Below are 17,259 nucleotides of genomic sequence, written 5' to 3'. Positions count from 1 at the left end.
AAATGGAATGAACAGCAAGCAAACGCGCAGGAAATTTCTTAGCTCAACTTTGAAAACAGGCGCCCTTGGTCTCACAGCAACTGCGGCACCCATGGTTTTTTGTAAAACAGTGCCTACCCTAAGAGTGATGGGCACCCACGTTACCCTGCAAGAAGAACTTCGCCAAAAAGCCATGCAGGATCTTGGGATCAACATAGTGTTTGAGCCGAAAGGCAGTGCTGCGGTATTGCAAAAAGCCGCCTCCAATCCCCAGTCATTTGATCTGTATGAGCAATGGTCCGACAGCATCAATATTTTATGGCAGGCGCAAGCCATTCAACCCATTGATACCGAACGTTTAACATATTGGTCAGAAATCAATGCACTGACCAAAACTGGAAAAATAGTTCCTGAAGCACGACTTGGTAAAGGCGATGCGCCGAACAAACTTTTGTATGTGCAAAAAGATAACAGCCTGGGCAGTCAGCCAAGCGGGCAAATCAGTTTTATGCCCTATGTCCACAATGTGGATTCCTTTGGTTACAACACCAACATGATCCCACAGGGCAAACCCTACGAAACCGAAAGCTGGGGCTGGCTGCTGGATCGTCAACACCGGGGAAAAGTTGCACTGGTGAACGCACCCACCATCGGTATATTTGATGCCGCTCTTGCAGCGCAGGCCAAAGGTCTGATGCAATTTAACAACATCGGCAATATGACGATTAATGAAATTGATCGATTATTTGAAATTTTAACGGAACGAAAACAACAAGGGCATTTTGCTGGCTTCTGGACCTCAGTTCCTCAGTCAGTAGACTTCATCACTTCTAAACGGGTTCATATTCAAAGCATGTTTTCCCCTGGCGTTTCTGCAGCACGTGGTCAAGGTTTTCCCATAACCTATGCTTCGCCGAAAGAAGGCTATCGAGCTTGGCACGGTGTGATGTGTTTATCCTCACAAACCAGGGGGCGAGTAAAAGACGCCGCATACGATTACATGAACTGGTGGTTATCGGGTTATCCGGGAGCGTTTATTGCCCGCCAAGGCTACTACATATCCAACCCAGATCGCTCCCGACCATTAATGAGCAGTGCCGAGTGGGATTATTGGTACAAAGGAATGCCAGCGGCAACAAATTTAACCGGAACCGATGGCAAAATATCGGTTAAGGCAGGTACCGTAAGAGACGGAGGCAGTTATCATAAACGCTTTAGCAACATTGCTGTATGGAATACGGTGATGGATAACTACGACTACAGTCTCGATAAATGGTACGCATTTCTAAACTCTTAAGGGAACAAAGCCACTCTGATGTTTTTCATGAATAAAACCACCATAGGCTTTAAAATCGCACTGGGGTTTTTGCTGGTGTTTTTTATTTTTTTGATGCTGGCTATTTTTATTATTGATCGCTTATCAGGCATGCATGACTCCATTTCAAATCTAACCCGAATATCACAAAACTCAATTACCGTACTCGATATCAATAAAGATATTGCTGACTTACAACGCTCGGCTCTGGTGTATGGTCAATCGGGCACAGACGCCATTATAAAAAAAATGTCGCTCACCTACGATAACATCACCGATAACCTGTCACGTGTTCAGTCGGACACCAATGATCGGCAAAGTAAGCAGTTAATTGAAAATATGCAAGAGGTGGTCCGTCGTTATGGTGACAATATATCCGTGCTTAAAAGTCGATATCAATTTCGCCGAGAATTGATGAACATTAAGCTGCCACAAATTCGGCAGCTAGGTCTGGATTATCTGGAGCAACTGCGTAACAAAAGTGCACTGAATAACAATATTGAATCTCAGCTTTTAATCAGTGAGCTGACGAGGAGCTGGTTGCAAATAAATCTGGACTCGGAATTATTTTTGTATGAAAAGGAGTATCCATTAAAAAAGTCTGTTTACAGCAACATTCAAAAAATACTGAAAGCCTCCAGCGGTTTGTCTCAACCGGAGCTAAGACTGACCAATGTTTTGCCTCAACATAACTTACCACCAGCTTACGATAATTTTTATTTTTCTGATCTGATAAGACAGTTTAAAAGAGTATTTGATCAAGCGGTTCAGGCCAATCGAGTTTACTCCTCGTTAGTCAATGTTGTTATGGCCGGAGAAGCCATAGAGTTTACCACCTTATCAAAAAAACTACGTCAAAGAACCATCGATTTGCTGAAGGATATCTCTCAGAGCACCACAAAAAATGTATTTCAGGGAGAACAAGTGATTAAGTTATCACTGTTGATTTCTGCGCCACTTGTTTTACTGATTATTATTTATTATCACACAACCATATCTCGGGCGATAAGAACACTGGCAGATGCCTTTAATGAATTGCTGCAGGGCAACCTAAACTATGCGATACCCGGTTTAAATCGTAAGGATGAAATTGGTGAGTTGGCAAACGCGGCTAATGCGTACAAGGATGTCGGTGAAAAACTAAAAAAAGAAAAGGCCAAAGCCGAAGAAATCACTAAAATAAAATCTGAGTTTCTGGCTAATATGAGCCACGAAATAAGAACCCCCATGAACGGTATCTTGGGTATGGTGAGCTTGCTTCATGGCACAAAACTAAATGCAGAACAGGAAGATATGCTCAACACCATCTCTTCTTCCGGCAAAAGTTTACTCACAATACTTAACGATATTTTAGATTTAAGTAAAGTGGAATCAGGTAAAATTGAACTTGAGAAAAAGAGCTTTTCACTGAAAGACTTATTAAATGAATTAACCTTCACATTTACCAATTTGGCCAATGAAAAAGAAATAGGTTTTTCCCTCGCTATCGTGAGCGAACACTACCCTGAATACATAATTGGCGATGTTACCCGGCTCAAGCAAATATTGATTAACCTGTTAACTAATGCAATCAAATTTACTGAGCAAGGCTCTGTGGACTTACAAGTCAGCTGTACGCCATTAAAAAACAAGCACTATGACATACAGTTTCGAGTCATTGACACTGGCATTGGAATTTCCGAACAGGCTCAGGAAAGCTTATTTCAAGCCTTCAGTCAGGCAGATACGTCAATTACCCGTAAGTTTGGCGGTACAGGGCTTGGATTAACCATTTCAGCAAAGCTGGCAAACTTAATGGGCAGTTCAATTAGTCTATACAGCTCGCCCGGTAAAGGCTCCATTTTTGAGTTTGAAGTAACTCTGCCAGAAGGCGATAAACCTCAGAAAAAAATCACAAATACAGTCAAACCAAAATTCAACTCGGATATAAAAATATTACTGGTTGAAGATAATCCGGTGAATATCAAAATCGCCTCCATGATGATTACCAAACTCGGTTATGCCTGCGATATTGCTGAAAATGGCGAGCAAGCAGTCGAGATGGTGAAAAGAAACAATTACCATATGATTTTTATGGACATGCAAATGCCCGTTATGGATGGCATTGAAGCGACCGAAATTATCAAACAACTGGAACAAGGAAAGCATGTCCCCATTATTGCCATGACCGCCAATGTATTAAATGAAGACAAGGAAAAATGCTTTCAGGCCGGAATGGAATACTTCATTCCAAAACCTATCAATATTTCAATTATCGAAGATACTATCGACCGGGTAATTGAATCCGAAAAGAACAATGAAAGTGTGCTTGAAGAATAATAAGTAGCTCTTATACTTCAACCGCTTTGTTATTTCTTAACGATATGAATTCGCCAATTAAACAATAAAAAGTTAACGTAACTCACTCATCGGCCAACGCGGTTTCGCTTTTATTGCCAGCGATTCAAACTGACCAAGTTTATATCGACAAAATCCGGCATAAGCAATCATGGCGCCATTATCGGTACAAAATTCAGGACGAGGATAAAATGCTTTACCGTTTACTTTACTCATAAGATCATTTAAGCCATTGCGCAATGAAACATTAGCGCTAACGCCTCCCGCCACCACCAGCTGTTTACGACCGGTTTGCTTAAGCGCTCGTCGGCACTTAATCATTAAGGTATCCACAACAGCTTCTTGAAAAGCGTAGGCAATATCTGCCAGTGCCTGCTCCGAACCATCACAGTCTCTTAGCGTATTCGCCGCAAACGTTTTTAAACCGCTAAAGCTAAAATCTAAACCGGGCCGATCGGTCATGGGTCTTGGAAACTTATAACGCCCGGCAACGCCTTGCTCTGCCAGCCGTGCCAGCATCGGACCACCCGGATAGCCAAGCCCCATTATTTTAGCGGTTTTATCGAAGGCTTCGCCTGCGGCATCATCAATCGACTCACCAAGAATTTCATAATCACCCAAATCTTTTACATCAACCAACTGGGTATGACCGCCCGATACCAACAAGGCAATAAAAGGAAATTCAGGTTTATTTTGTTCCAGCATGGGTGCCAATAAATGACCTTCCATATGATGAACGCCAATGGCTTTACAACCCCAGCTGTAAGCAAGCGAACGACCAAAGGTTGAGCCGACCAGTAACGCACCGATTAATCCGGGCCCCTGAGTAAAGGCAACGCCATCAATGTCCTGTTTGGTTAGACCTGCTTCTGACATCACCTGCTCGGTTAACAGAGCCGTTTTACGAATATGATCGCGCGATGCCAATTCGGGAACCACACCACCGTACTCGGCGTGAATGTCTATTTGACTGTAAAGCGCCTGAGCAATAATGCCCTCCTGTTCATCAAAAACAGCAACGCCTGTTTCATCACAAGAAGTTTCTATGCCAAGAATTTTAGTGGACATATTTTTAGTGGACATTTGCCTATAGAATTTTTTGAGTTAAAAAGAAAGTGTCTCAATCATAACATAATCAGTAAAAATTTAGACTCGCTCTTACCGTGCCAATCAAAAGAGTTCTAGACAAACAGACAGTATAGTTCTGTCATAGTTGGTTTTTCTGGTTTTAGAGTGACTCAATTAAGCTCAAAATCATTCATACCGCACACAGCCACTGGCATGGACGCCAGTGGAAGTTATTGTCAGCCATGGAAGGCTGTCAATAACGGTGTGTTGACAGGTATGAATGATTTTGAGGAACCCGAAGGGCTTAATTGTTGGAACGTAGGGCCTTTTATTCCGGGCATCCTGCCCTCCACCTTTCAGACCAGCTAACGCTGTTCAAATTCGATCCCGACGAATTTGTGCCTTCTTTTTGGCTAAGCTACATGGAGGTAGTGAATGCAGTTAATGCAGGAGCAATTAACTGCCAGAAAAAGAAGGTCGCCGAAAAAGGCGAAACAGAGGAGATGAAATAAAACTCGATATTAATCTGTTTTTGAATTCATATTTTTAAAATATCGACTGCCCACTTAAATTGTGTTCTTTTCATATTGTAGCCAGATCGAGTTATACCTTATCCACATAATCGCTACAGCTTAAATAAAACCGGACAGTTGTTTTCAAGCTTAACTTTCAGATGCTGAATGCTGAGCGGCAACCTGATACCAGATACGATTCAGCAAATCACACCAGACACAGTATATTTCAAAGGTTTCAAGAGGCTCTTGCTGCTGACTCAACTGACAGTAGGCGGTGAACAACTGTTGCCGCTCATAATCGTTTAATTGATTGATGGTTGCCGAGGCCGCCAGATCAACCAGTGGTAACGTTTGTCTAGCGTATTCCCAATCGAGTATTTCACCATTACTTAAGACGTTGGCAAAGGATAAATCCATATGGGCCGGGCGCAATACATCATCGTTAATAAAATAGTTGGCGTCGGGTAGTGCCGGTAGTTTAGCCATTTCGGCCAAAAATTTTGACTGATGATTAATATCGTCGATCATATACAGATATTTATTCACTTCCTGATACAGATCCATTGGCGCAAAAGTCATATTACTTTTATGGATTTTTACCAGAGCTTCTGCCAGACATTCTATCTTTTGTGCCATTGGCCAGTCGACCGTCACCAAATCATCCGCATCACTGTACCGGTACAACAAGCAACCGGTTTCTGGATTAGCGTACTCCAGATGCGGCGTTAACTGTTGCGACTCCGCCTGTAATGTATTTTGAATAAACTCATCCCAACTCACTGACAGTTCATCGTGCCGTAAATGTTTTAAAACCCAGAGAGTTTCTTGTTGGTCGTGATTTTTGTCTGAACCAGCATGTGGATTATTTTGTTGATCCGTTTGCGTAACTAATGGCGACGCAGGGTCAGCAATTAACCAGCAGAAATTGGTATCACTTTGCAGCGGCTTAACCACATAAGCCTGCTGACTTAACTTACCCTGTTCAACCAGCGGCTGTAGCTGAGCTTGCTTCATAGTTTTGTTGCCGCCATTGTTTTTTCCATTCCAGTAATCCGTATATCGACATAATGAAATACACGATCATTAATGCACAAGTGACATAAAGTTCTTGCTGATAAAAAATATAAAAAGACACCGGATTTAACACCATCCAGTAATACCAGTTTTCCAGAACTTTACGCGCCACCAAAAAGGTTGTGTAAACGGCAAACCATACGGTAAAACCATTTAAATAGGGCATATCGGCCTGCAACCATTTATCGGAGATCACGCCAGAAAGTAATGCGATCATGGCCATAATCACAATCCAGAATAAGTGCCGTGTTAATGGCCACCGCGTAATCATTCGTTCGCGGTCCTGACTTTGATGAGACGAGAGTTCTTCAGGCTGCTTTTGCTCATCCGTTTTCTGACGATTGTTATCGTGACCAAAGCGCCATGAATACCAGCCGTAAACCGCAATGATCAAATAGTAAATATTTAACGCGGATTCCTGCAGTAGATTGGCATCAAAAAAAATAACACTAAAAATGGCGGTAGAAAAAAAGGCACACAACCAACATAAACTGTTCGCCCTTGCGGCAAAAATAATGTAGACGATGGACAACAGCACCGCCACAATCTCCCAACCATTTTGTGCCTGCCATTGCTGAGCAAAGGTATCCAGCACACTCATTCGGCCGAAAACTCACGAATGTCCGAGTTTAAAAACTTGCAGACAAAAATGGCTTTATAGGCTTGCTGATATGTGGCTTTCATTTCTGTTTGCAACACCTTCATCACCAAATCGTAATCGCCACAAATTTGCGTACTCATACCATTGGTTTGCACGGTTAGTTCATCATAGCAATTCAGTTTGTCGATAAAAGCCTTAATATCGGGTATATAACCGTCTTTTAACGGGTACAAACTGATTTCGGCGCTGAGTATCATAATGCTCTCCTGTTTTTGTCGACTATTAAGCTTATCGGTTTAAAACAGATAACGAAAGTCGATACCAATTTGTTGAGGTGCCGCCAATTGGTAATAGGGTTTGGTTGCGTAACTGTCTCTTGGATCATTACCAAAACCACCAAAACCGCGAGTGTAATAGGTTTCATTGGTTAAGTTGCGCACCCACAGTGACAGTTTCCATTGTGGTTGTTGATAACTGAGTCGACCGTGAACCAGATTAACAGGCAGCGATCGCTCCTGATGACTGTCAGAGAAAAAGTAATCATCGGCGCCTTCAAAAGAAACATTGGCACTCCAGTGTTGATCCGGCGTATAAGTAAGCCCCAAATGATAAGTGTAACCTGGCGCTTGTGCCGCGTCGGGATCTTTTATCTGGCTGCCATCGGCGAGAAAAATGGTATCCACTTCAGTATCCAGATACCCCAGTGACGCATCAAACGCTATCGTATCGTTCGGGTACCATAACCACTCCATTTCAAGCCCCTTATTTCGACCGTTATTCGCGTTACCAATGTATTGAATAAACTCGGTGGTATTATCGGGACGAACAAACGTTGTGTATTGGCTGACTTGCTGATCATCTCGTTCCATATAAAACGCCGACACCTGTAAGCGGCCATTGGTTAACCGGCGTTTATACCCCAACTCGGCATTGTGGGTTTTTTCCACATCAAATTGGCGTAATGGCAAATCCAGCTCCGTTTGAGGGTTGATGCCTCCGGCTTTAAAACCGCGGGATAATAATCCATATACGGTTTCGGACGCCGACCAACGATAGTTTATAGCCACATTACCGCCTATCATATTGTCGGATGTTGTCCGGTTAATACCATCGTTATCCTGATAGTCGGTATCGCGTTGTTCAAATCGCAGCCCAATCACACTGCTCCAACGGGCGCTGTAAGCGGTTTGTAACTCACCGTACAAAGAAACCGTACTGGTTTGGTAGTCGTATTCAAAGTCGTTCGCCAAATAGGTGTATTGCCGGGTTAAATCTTCCTCTTCTTCACGGAAATATACGCCCATGACCCAGTCTGTTTTACCGCCCAACATATCAATGGACTGATTCGATAACCAGCGCAGGTCGCCATTAATGTTTTGCCAGTCACGCAGGTAACGATCAAACGATGAATAGCCAATTGGATGAAAACCATCATAGGTCCAGTCTTCATCGTATCCGTAATCAAGCTCGGTATCGCTAACGGCCAAACTGAATTCGGTATTAACCGATGCTCCCAGCAATGTTCCCTGAACACTCAGAGCATCGGTCATCTGGCGATCAAACCCTGGCTCATCGGAGCGGGTCTGGCGATCATTATCCAGCGAAAAAGCATCGTAACCATTATCAATATCCAGATGGTGCCAGGCAAAATTAAGTTCCAGATCATCCGCTGCCTGCCATTTGGCTTTTAAACGCGCGGTCTGCTCATCAAAATTATTGGTATCGTCACGATTTAAAAACTGATTATAGATAAAGCCATCACTTAAAAACTGCTCTGCCGCAAAACGCACTGACCACTGCTCATCGAGATTCGTACCAGTGGCAACACCGGCACCAAAAGTGCCTTCTTCTGCCAGTGTTAAATCAATATAATCGGTTTCCGAATCGGCCGCTTCGGTTTCAATATAAATGGCGCCCGCCAGTGAGCTGGAACCAAAACGCGCACCCTGTGGCCCACGCAAAATTTCAACCTGCGCCACATCAAATAAAGTGCCAGCACCAAACACACCGGAAAAATCCACACCATCGATATAAAAGCCAACACTGGGGTTTATAGGATCCTCAAACTGACTGCGCTCACCAATGCCCCTGATTTGCACAAATCGCCCGCGGCTGGCACCGCTATTAAAGTTAACATTGGCCACACTGCGCAGCACATCGTCGAGATGCTGTGCGCTGCGGTTCTCCAAAGAGTCACTGAACAACACGGCAATGCTGGTTGGCAAATTTTGCAAATCCCGGCTGCGCCATTGCGAACGCACCACAATCTTATGCTCATCAACTTGCTGATTAATCTGCTCGCTGCTACTCTCGCTGCTATCAAGGCTAGCCTCAGACGCGCGCTCAGTAGTGTTTTTGGCGCTATTTACGATAGAAGGGTCAACATTATTTACAACGGAAGTGTCAGCAAAAACAGCTTCGGATGCCAACAGAGACAATAAAGAAAGGCTTAACGCCACAGGAAGAAAACTGGGTATAAATTTCATTAACGCTCTCAAATCGGTTAATCAACCGGTTAACCAAGCGTAACGATCCAACAACGCGAACAAACACTATCGCCGACCATTCCTACGCCGGTACTAACCGGATCAGGTTCACAGGGTGTATCTCAGCTCAATAAGATCATTTCAAAAGCATGGCTTTAGAAAGACCAAATGAGCACCCCTTGGTATCGCTTTAATTGCTGCAAAATTATAGAAAGTAATGCAACTGTGGTAAAAGCGGCCATAGTATAACGCAAAATCAGAGACAAATCGCCCGCGGTTAGGCTGCTAAAGCACCCAATTTCCGCCTATAGTTATGAAAGTTAGTACTTACATTTATGATTTCTATAATACAACACACAATCTCCCAGACATTTTTTATCTCCCCCATTACGGGCCAATGCACAGATTTTGTTCAAAATTTTTGCATTCACCTGTAAAACCCATTAAGATCGGCGCCCCGCTAATTGGCGGGCTTTGGGTTTCACACGGGATCCGGAGTATTTATTGTTAACAATACAACTATTAAGGTGGTGATTTTTCATGCCAAGCGTAAAGGTAAAGGAAAACGAGCCGTTTGACGTAGCACTGCGTCGCTTCAAGCGCTCTTGTGAAAAAGCCGGGGTTCTGGCCGAAGTTCGTCGTCGTGAACATTACGAAAAACCAACTTCAGTTCGCAAGCGTAAAAAAGCAGCTGCAGTAAAACGTCACGCGAAAAAAGTGTCTCGTGAAAGCATACGTCGCAGACGTATGTACTAATCCAGTTTTATTCACTTAAGATTGAATTAGGACCTTTAGCATATGGCCGCATTACTTGATCAAATCAACAATGCGATGAAAGATGCGATGCGTGCCAAGGCAAAAGATCGCCTTGGCACCATTCGTCTACTCACCGCTGCTGTTAAACAATACAAAGTCGATAATCGTGTAGACGATGTCGATGATGCCACCATTCTTGCCATTTTGGATAAAATGGTAAAGCAACGCCGAGAATCCATAAAAGCCTACACAGAAGCCGGTCGTGATGAACTGGTAGCCGTGGAACAGGCGGAAATTGAAGTATTATCGGACTTTTTACCTCAGCAATTAAACGACGACGAAATTGCCGCACTGATTGACGAAGCTGTTGCTGCCACTGGCGCAGAAAGCATGCGCGACATGGGCAAAGTAATGGGTATTTTAAAGCCCAAATTACAAGGTCGTGCTGATATGGGTGCGGTAAGCGGTAAAATTAAAGCTCGACTGAGCTGATCCCGGTTACACCAAACCAGCTATTTCAAAAAAGCGTACTGTGCGTTTGCCAGTGCGCTTTTTTATTGCACCGGATTTTCCCTTTTCATTCCCGGGTACTCTCTGCATAATAAGCCCACTTTAATCAACCCCCACTACTTTGGATCGAATGGCCGGACGCATACCCAAATCTTTTATCGATGATCTTATGTCGCAAACCGACATTGTTGAGGTGATCGAACGGCGCATTACGCTTAAAAAAGCAGGCAAAAACTATCAGGCCTGCTGCCCGTTTCATAATGAAAAAACCCCGTCATTTTCGGTCAGCCCCGATAAGCAGTTTTACTACTGTTTCGGCTGTGGCGCTAACGGTAATGCCATCAGCTTTATTATGGAATACGATGGTCTTGAGTTCGTCGATGCCATAGAGGATATAGCTCATGCTCAGGGCCTTGAAGTGCCCCGAGAGGCCAGCTCTGCCAATAAGCCGGAACGGCAATGGGAGCACGACTATTACCAGCTGATGGAAAAAGTCGCCCGTTATTACCAGCAACAACTAAAAGCTGGCAAACAAGGTGAGCGAGTCATTACATACCTTAAAGACCGTGGATTAAGCGGCGAGATCGCTCGAGACTTTGGTTTGGGCTTTGCGCCAGACGAGTGGCACTCGTTACAGGCCCTGTTTGGTCATGATCAGAGCATCAATAAGGCTCTGGTCAACTGCGGCATGTTGATTGAAAAAGACAGCAACCGCTACGATCGTTTCCGTGATCGGGTGATGTTTCCGATTCGTGATCGTCGCGGCCGGGTCATTGCCTTTGGTGGCCGGGTTATCGATAAGGGCGAGCCGAAATATCTGAACTCACCCGAAACCGATATATTCCACAAAAGCCGCGAGCTCTATGGCCTCTACGAAATGCGTCAATTTAATCGTAAAGTTGACTGGGCCGTGGTGGTCGAGGGCTATATGGACGTTGTCTCTCTGGCGCAGTTTGGCGTTCGCAACGCGGTAGCAACCCTTGGCACCGCCACCAGCAGCACCCACATTCAACAACTGTTCCGCGTCTGTTCAAAAATTGTGTTTTGCTTCGACGGTGATCGAGCCGGTCGCGACGCCGCACTTAGAGCACTGTCCCACAGCATCCCTCAAATTAAAGACAACCGGGAAATCCGTTTTATGTTTTTACCGGACGGTGAAGATCCCGACACCCAGGTTCGTCAGGTAGGCGCCGAAGTCTTTTGTGAAGAAGCGCAAAATGCTCCCTCCCTGTTTGACTTTTTAATGGAGCATTTAAAGTCACAGGTGGATATGGACAGCTTCGAGGGGCCCGGAAAACTGGCCAACCTTGCCAAACCCTTTATCGATTTGATGACCGATGCCATCCATCGTGAACGATTTATTCAGCAGCTATCGCTTCAGGTGGGTTTAAGCGAACAAAAACTCAATGCGCTGTTACTTGATCCACCGAAACAGCAGTCTGGCGACAGTCCAAAACAGCAATCCGGTGGAATACCGCTGACTCAAACCAGTCAGTTAACCCCAATCCGCCGCGCCATTGCCCTGTTGCTGCACTATGGCGAGCTGGTCAACCAGATCCCCGAGTGCCCATGGTTGAGTCAGTTAAATCAGCCCGGCAACGAAATTCTGAAAACAATGATTGAAATATTGCGATCCAACCCCAACATAAGCGTCGGCGCGTTAATTGAACACTGGCGAGGCACCAATGTGCAGCCTCACCTGTTAAAGCTGGCCAACGAAGACTTAATGCTCCCATTAGCGGGTGCGCAGCAGGAAATCATTGATATTTTTACTAGACTTGAAAAATCCTTTAAAGAACAACGATTTGACGAGCTTCAACAAAAAGTTCAACGAGGTCCTCTGTCCCCCGATGAAAAGCGTGAGTATCAAACGCTATTAATTGAGTCGAAATAGCCGCAAAAAGCGCTATTTACCACGGCAAATTTGCCCGTTACCAGCTACACTGTGTATAATTGCGTGTTTCGTGTGCAGCACGGCGGTTTTCTATTGTCTGTCAGTTTTACCGTCAACACCGATGAATTCTATATTAACTTTGTATATAAGGTCGTAACTGAATGTCGAACGAGATGACCAGCCAGTCACAAAAGTCACAATTAAAACTCTTGATTGCTCGCGGTAAGGAACAGGGTTACCTGACCTATGCTGAAGTGAACGATCACCTTCCGCCCGATATTGTTGATCCGGATCAGGTAGAAGACATTATTCGAATGATTAATGACATGGGCATTCAGGTGGTTGAAACAGCGCCCGACGCAGATGCCTTATTAATGGCAGATGCCGTTGCTGACGACGAAGCCGCTGAAGAAGCCGCTGCTGCGTTGGCAAATGTAGACTCCGACTTTGGTCGCACCACCGACCCTGTGCGTATGTACATGCGTGAGATGGGTACTGTTGAACTGCTGACCCGTGAAGGCGAAATTGACATCGCCAAACGAATTGAAGAAGGCATTCGTGAAGTAGCTGTTGCTATTGCTGAATATCCGGCAACCGTTGAAACCTTGCTTGATGATTACGACCGCTTTCTTGCTGGCGAAATAAAATTATCCGACATCATCACCGGCTTTAGTGATGGCACTGAAGACGATGACATTATTGTCGCCGGCTCAAACGTTGGTTCGGAAGTTCCAGAAGACGCCAAAGATGACGACGAAGATGATGAAGACGACGAAGAAGTCGATTTAGGGCCGGATCCTGAAGAAGCCGCTGAAAAATTTGCCGTATTGCGTAAGCAGCATGAAAAAACCGTTAATGCGATTAAAAAATACGGCCGTGCCCACAAGTCGGCACAAAAACAGGTCTCTGAACTGCAAGATCAATTTATGCAGTTTAAATTACTGCCAAAAGAATTTGACCGATTAAGCTCTAAAATGCGTCGCAAAATGGACGCATTACGAACACAAGAGCGCTTGATCATGAAGCTGGTGGTCGACAAAGGCACCATGCCTCGCAAAACGTTTATCTCCGAATTTCCGGGCAACGAAACCAATACCAAATGGTTAAACTCGCATCTTTCTAAAGATGTTGCTTACCACGATGAGCTGGAAATGATCGCAGAAGATGTGATTCGTTGTCAGAACAAATTATTAAATATTGAAGAAGAAACCAACCTTTCCATCTCCGAGTTTAAAGAAACCAATCGCCGAATGAGCATTGGTGAAGCAAAAGCCCGTCGTGCGAAAAAGGAAATGGTTGAAGCCAACTTGCGTCTGGTTATTTCCATTGCGAAAAAATACACCAACCGCGGACTGCAATTCCTCGATTTAATTCAGGAAGGCAACATAGGCTTGATGAAAGCGGTTGATAAATTTGAATACCGTCGCGGATATAAATTCTCAACCTATGCAACCTGGTGGATCCGTCAGGCCATTACCCGTTCCATTGCCGATCAGGCACGAACCATCCGTATTCCGGTTCATATGATCGAAACGATTAATAAGTTGAACCGAATTTCTCGTCAAATGCTTCAGGAAATGGGACGCGAGCCGCAACCAGAAGAACTGGCGGTTCGTATGGAAATGCCAGAAGATAAAATTCGCAAAGTTCTTAAAATTGCCAAAGAGCCGATCTCAATGGAAACCCCTATCGGGGACGATGAAGATTCGCATCTGGGCGATTTTATTGAAGACGGTGCGCAAGAGTCTCCGGTTGACTCAGCGACGGCAACCAGCCTCGGTGAAGCCACCAAAGATGTGCTTGCAGGACTGACCGCTCGCGAAGCAAAAGTACTGCGGATGCGATTTGGTATTGATATGAATACCGATCACACGCTTGAAGAAGTCGGCAAACAGTTTGATGTAACCCGAGAGCGGATTCGACAGATTGAAGCCAAGGCACTTAGAAAGCTTCGGCACCCTTCTCGCTCAGAGAAGCTTCGCAGTTTTCTTGATGAGCAGTAATTAAATTAAAACTCCGCCAAGGCGGAGTTTTTGTTATGTAATGGATAAAAATACATAACGAATACAACCGAATGGATATCACAATAATAAAGGACATCGAGTAGTTTGCATGAAAGCCATACTCTGTGCTTTTGTCAGCACCCTAATATTACTGCTTAACCCTACATCAGTCATGGCAGAAGACTCGGCCATTACATTGTCTGAATCGACAAGCGTTTATCCTGTCAGAGAAAAACTATTAACCCTTAAAGAAACACACGATCAAAACCCGGAAAAACTGTTAAATTCCATCCGTTATAATAGCGATAACTTTGCAGAATCAACCAAGCCGGGACGCCATGCCTACTGGCATAAACTAACGCTACGTGGAAGCTTTAAGGATCAACAGCCAAAACCATTTCATCTGGTGTTTGAAACGCATAACCTTCGCCACCTTTCGGTTTACCTGTTTGAAAACAATCAACTCATCAAATCCAGCGGTCTTGGCTTAATCAACAACAGTCATAGCCGAAAACCTTATCAAGGTCCTGTATTCAGCTTTAATATTAAAGCCGGTGATGAGCTAACCTTGTTAATTCGCAAACAAAATGAAGGTCCTTTGCTTGCGCCTTTTACCATTTATGATGAACCATCTTTCACAGAGCATACTAACTTTACTTTCTTTTACTGGGGTATAGCGATTGCTCTGCTTGTAGTACTCGCGCTCTACAACACTTTTGTGTATGCGTTAAATCCCGGAAAAACCTATTTTTGGTATTTAGTTTTCCACAGCATCACCTTTGTCTATTTTTCCGGCTTACACGGCTTTGGCTTTCTAATATGGCCACATTCATTTCAATTGTTTATTGCGCAAAATATTATGCCAATGAATGTTATCTTGATTTGGGTTGCCGCACAGTTTGCTCAAACTTTTTTAAACGCTAAAGTTCATACACCTTCGTTTTATCGTTACTTAAAGTGGTTTCATGTCATCACGCCTATTGCATTAATACTCACGATAATTCTACCCGAGTACTTAACCATTCCACCCTTTACAATTTACCAAACAGCGGCTTCGATCTTTTTAATGAGCATGGCTTTTTCTGCCTGGAATAACGGCTTTCGACCCGCCCGTTACTTTATTCTTTCATGGATGATGGTACTGATAGGCGCTGCAATTGGCATTGCAACATTTGTTCACTTAATCCCTTTAACAACTTTTGGACTGCACGCTTTCTTTATTGGTTCGGTTGCCGAATTACTACTGTTATCCGTTGCACTGGCCGATCGACTCAGGTACGCGGAAAAAAAAGCCATTACCAAAGCCTATATCGATCCTCAACGCAAACTACCAAACTACTCCTTTTTTATTAATGAATTCTCGTCACAAATAAATCCATTATTAGAAAATGAAAAGTCTCTGGCTATGGTTATTGTTGATACCTTAAATTATCAAAAGCTGGTTGGTTTACTGGGGCCTAATTTACTGGAACCTATTTATCGTGAACACATCAAGCGTCTTAAAAAACTACTGCAAAGCAAACATTGGTCGGTAAAATTCAAACACCCCTCTGGCAAAGATGAGTTCTTTATCACCTTACCCGGCGATCAGTTGCTGTTTTTAATTAAGCCCGGTGAAAATTTATCAACCAAACTGGAGACATTGTTACAAGTCTGTTCCGAACCCGTCACCGTTAAAGACTTTGAAGTCTCACTGGATATTAATATTGGCGCAAGTATTGTGACGGCAGAACAGGTATCGCCACTGGATAATTACAGAAAAGTACAAATTGCACTGCTAAATAAACCAGACAATAAAAACAGCTGGAATATTTATTCGCCAGAAGCGGATAAGCAACTGAAAAAACAAACCCATCTTTTATACAATATTAAACAGGCTATTGCTGATCGCGACTTTGATATTCGACTGCAACCTCAGTTCGATCTCTACACGCAACAAGCCATTGGCTGTGAAGTGTTAATTCGCTGGAAACATGAGCAAGAAGGCATAATGAGTCCGTCATCCTTTATTGAAGTCGCCGAGCAGATGGGCATTATTTCGCAAATTACGCAACAGGTTATTGACCAGACATTTCACTGGCTAAGCGTTCAATCAAACATTCCACCAAAGTTTATTGTTTCGATAAATCTATCAACACAAGATCTCTATGATGTGGACTTTATCGAATTTATTAACGAGCAGCTAGCAGCTTATCAGGTCGCGCCAGAAAATATCTGCTTTGAAATTACCGAATCAACGGTCATGAAAAATGCTATTCAATCATTGAATACCATTTCAAAATTACAGTCGATGGGATTTCATATTGCCATTGATGATTTTGGCACCGGTTACTCTTCGCTTGCTTACTTACAAAAAATTCAGGCCGATAAAGTTAAAATTGATCTCACCTTTATTCGCAATATTCATATCAGTAAAACCAATAAAGCAATCACACAAACCATTATTCGTCTGGCTCAGGCCATTAATGCAGAGACCATTGCTGAAGGGATAGAGTCCGCCGATGAACTGATGGCGATTAAACAATTAAACTGTCAGTATGGCCAAGGTGAGTTTTGGAGCAAGCCCTTGTCGACCGATAAATTTTCCGAACGGTATTTCTCAAACATTAACAAAGAACGTCATACAACGAACGAACACCAAGACACATCGTTAATCTGATGTCATTAAATGACCATGAGTTTTATGGCACAACAAAGAAAGTCACAGTGCGGATCACATAA

General features: G+C 43.7%; 13 protein-coding genes and 1 riboswitch. Of the genes, 8 read left to right on the top strand and 5 right to left on the bottom strand.

The genetic code is table 11. The features are described from left to right. The first annotated feature begins 7 nt into the window (after positions 1 to 7). Entirely contained in the window at positions 8 to 1,276 is a 1,269-nt protein-coding gene (locus C8D97_RS03650) for an ABC transporter substrate-binding protein (protein WP_109762035.1), read from the top strand. A 27-nt stretch (positions 1,277 to 1,303) separates the two neighbouring features. Continuing rightward, positions 1,304 to 3,613, top strand: coding sequence for a response regulator (locus tag C8D97_RS03645; RefSeq protein WP_170115126.1), 2,310 nt, complete (start codon positions 1,304 to 1,306; stop codon positions 3,611 to 3,613). 72 nt (positions 3,614 to 3,685) lie between these two features. On the opposite strand, the gene tsaD is transcribed toward C8D97_RS03645, so the two are convergent. After that, complete coding sequence (gene tsaD / locus C8D97_RS03640; protein WP_109762031.1) at positions 3,686 to 4,699, bottom strand: tRNA (adenosine(37)-N6)-threonylcarbamoyltransferase complex transferase subunit TsaD; 1,014 nt, start codon at positions 4,697 to 4,699, stop codon at positions 3,686 to 3,688. Between the two features lie 165 nt (positions 4,700 to 4,864). On the opposite strand from tsaD, the gene C8D97_RS17990 reads away from it, so the two are divergent. Then, positions 4,865 to 5,068 (top strand): hypothetical protein, encoded by a 204-nt coding sequence (locus C8D97_RS17990; protein ID WP_146196070.1) that lies wholly within the window; start codon positions 4,865 to 4,867, stop codon positions 5,066 to 5,068. A 293-nt stretch (positions 5,069 to 5,361) separates the two neighbouring features. Here the strand turns inward: C8D97_RS17990 and C8D97_RS03630 are convergent, their stop codons facing one another. From C8D97_RS03630 to C8D97_RS03615, 4 genes are read right to left on the bottom strand one after another with little or no spacing between them, the layout of a single operon-like run. Beyond that, positions 5,362 to 6,228: a hypothetical protein gene (locus C8D97_RS03630; protein WP_109762027.1), complete on the bottom strand. Its 867-nt coding sequence runs from the start codon at positions 6,226 to 6,228 to the stop codon at positions 5,362 to 5,364. Continuing rightward, positions 6,197 to 6,889 (bottom strand): nicotinamide riboside transporter PnuC, encoded by a 693-nt coding sequence (gene pnuC / locus C8D97_RS03625; protein WP_109762025.1) that lies wholly within the window; start codon positions 6,887 to 6,889, stop codon positions 6,197 to 6,199. Before pnuC ends, C8D97_RS03630 begins: the two co-directional genes overlap by 32 nt. Continuing rightward, the gene (locus C8D97_RS03620) at positions 6,886 to 7,146 is read right to left on the bottom strand and encodes a YkoF family thiamine/hydroxymethylpyrimidine-binding protein (protein WP_109762023.1); all 261 of its coding nucleotides are present in this window, start codon (positions 7,144 to 7,146) and stop codon (positions 6,886 to 6,888) included. The genes pnuC and C8D97_RS03620 overlap by 4 nt, the downstream gene beginning before the upstream one ends. A 39-nt stretch (positions 7,147 to 7,185) precedes the next feature. Beyond that, a complete protein-coding gene (locus C8D97_RS03615) occupies positions 7,186 to 9,375 on the bottom strand; it encodes a TonB-dependent receptor (RefSeq protein WP_109762021.1) in 2,190 nt (729 codons plus the stop codon). 62 nt (positions 9,376 to 9,437) lie between these two features. Beyond that, a riboswitch (TPP riboswitch) is annotated at positions 9,438 to 9,565 on the bottom strand. A 350-nt stretch (positions 9,566 to 9,915) separates the two neighbouring features. Here C8D97_RS03615 and rpsU point away from each other — a divergent pair. From rpsU to C8D97_RS03590, 5 genes are all read left to right on the top strand, one after another. After that, positions 9,916 to 10,131: a 30S ribosomal protein S21 gene (rpsU, locus tag C8D97_RS03610; protein ID WP_109762019.1), complete on the top strand. Its 216-nt coding sequence runs from the start codon at positions 9,916 to 9,918 to the stop codon at positions 10,129 to 10,131. Positions 10,132 to 10,173: 42 nt separating this feature from the next. Beyond that, positions 10,174 to 10,623 (top strand): GatB/YqeY domain-containing protein, encoded by a 450-nt coding sequence (locus C8D97_RS03605; protein ID WP_109762017.1) that lies wholly within the window; start codon positions 10,174 to 10,176, stop codon positions 10,621 to 10,623. 148 nt (positions 10,624 to 10,771) lie between these two features. Then, positions 10,772 to 12,535: a DNA primase gene (gene dnaG / locus C8D97_RS03600; RefSeq protein ID WP_109762015.1), complete on the top strand. Its 1,764-nt coding sequence runs from the start codon at positions 10,772 to 10,774 to the stop codon at positions 12,533 to 12,535. 161 nt (positions 12,536 to 12,696) lie between these two features. Beyond that, positions 12,697 to 14,538 carry an RNA polymerase sigma factor RpoD gene (rpoD, locus tag C8D97_RS03595; RefSeq protein ID WP_245411387.1) on the top strand — a complete coding sequence of 614 codons (1,842 nt, stop codon included), beginning with the start codon at positions 12,697 to 12,699 and terminating at the stop codon, positions 14,536 to 14,538. A gap of 109 nt (positions 14,539 to 14,647) precedes the next feature. Beyond that, on the top strand, positions 14,648 to 17,197 hold the full coding sequence (locus C8D97_RS03590) for an EAL domain-containing protein (RefSeq protein ID WP_109762013.1): 2,550 nt from the start codon (positions 14,648 to 14,650) through the stop codon (positions 17,195 to 17,197). Positions 17,198 to 17,259: the final 62 nt, after the last annotated feature.

The sequence above is a fragment of the Pleionea mediterranea genome (assembly GCF_003148745.1).
Taxonomy (GTDB): Bacteria; Pseudomonadota; Gammaproteobacteria; order Enterobacterales; family Kangiellaceae; genus Pleionea; species Pleionea mediterranea.
The sequence above is the reverse complement of the archived record's forward strand: the minus strand, read 5'-3'. Positions and strand labels throughout refer to the sequence as shown.

Coding starts and splice junctions, on each gene's coding strand:
- C8D97_RS03650 (WP_109762035.1), top strand. CDS start 8: ATGAACAGCAAGCAAACGCGCAGGAAATTTCTTAGCTCAACTTTGAAA.
- C8D97_RS03645 (WP_170115126.1), top strand. CDS start 1,304: ATGAATAAAACCACCATAGGCTTTAAAATCGCACTGGGGTTTTTGCTG.
- tsaD (WP_109762031.1), bottom strand. CDS start 4,699: ATGTCCACTAAAATTCTTGGCATAGAAACTTCTTGTGATGAAACAGGC.
- C8D97_RS03630 (WP_109762027.1), bottom strand. CDS start 6,228: ATGAAGCAAGCTCAGCTACAGCCGCTGGTTGAACAGGGTAAGTTAAGT.
- pnuC (WP_109762025.1), bottom strand. CDS start 6,889: ATGAGTGTGCTGGATACCTTTGCTCAGCAATGGCAGGCACAAAATGGT.
- C8D97_RS03620 (WP_109762023.1), bottom strand. CDS start 7,146: ATGATACTCAGCGCCGAAATCAGTTTGTACCCGTTAAAAGACGGTTAT.
- C8D97_RS03615 (WP_109762021.1), bottom strand. CDS start 9,375: ATGAAATTTATACCCAGTTTTCTTCCTGTGGCGTTAAGCCTTTCTTTA.
- rpsU (WP_109762019.1), top strand. CDS start 9,916: ATGCCAAGCGTAAAGGTAAAGGAAAACGAGCCGTTTGACGTAGCACTG.
- C8D97_RS03605 (WP_109762017.1), top strand. CDS start 10,174: ATGGCCGCATTACTTGATCAAATCAACAATGCGATGAAAGATGCGATG.
- dnaG (WP_109762015.1), top strand. CDS start 10,772: ATGGCCGGACGCATACCCAAATCTTTTATCGATGATCTTATGTCGCAA.
- rpoD (WP_245411387.1), top strand. CDS start 12,697: ATGTCGAACGAGATGACCAGCCAGTCACAAAAGTCACAATTAAAACTC.
- C8D97_RS03590 (WP_109762013.1), top strand. CDS start 14,648: ATGAAAGCCATACTCTGTGCTTTTGTCAGCACCCTAATATTACTGCTT.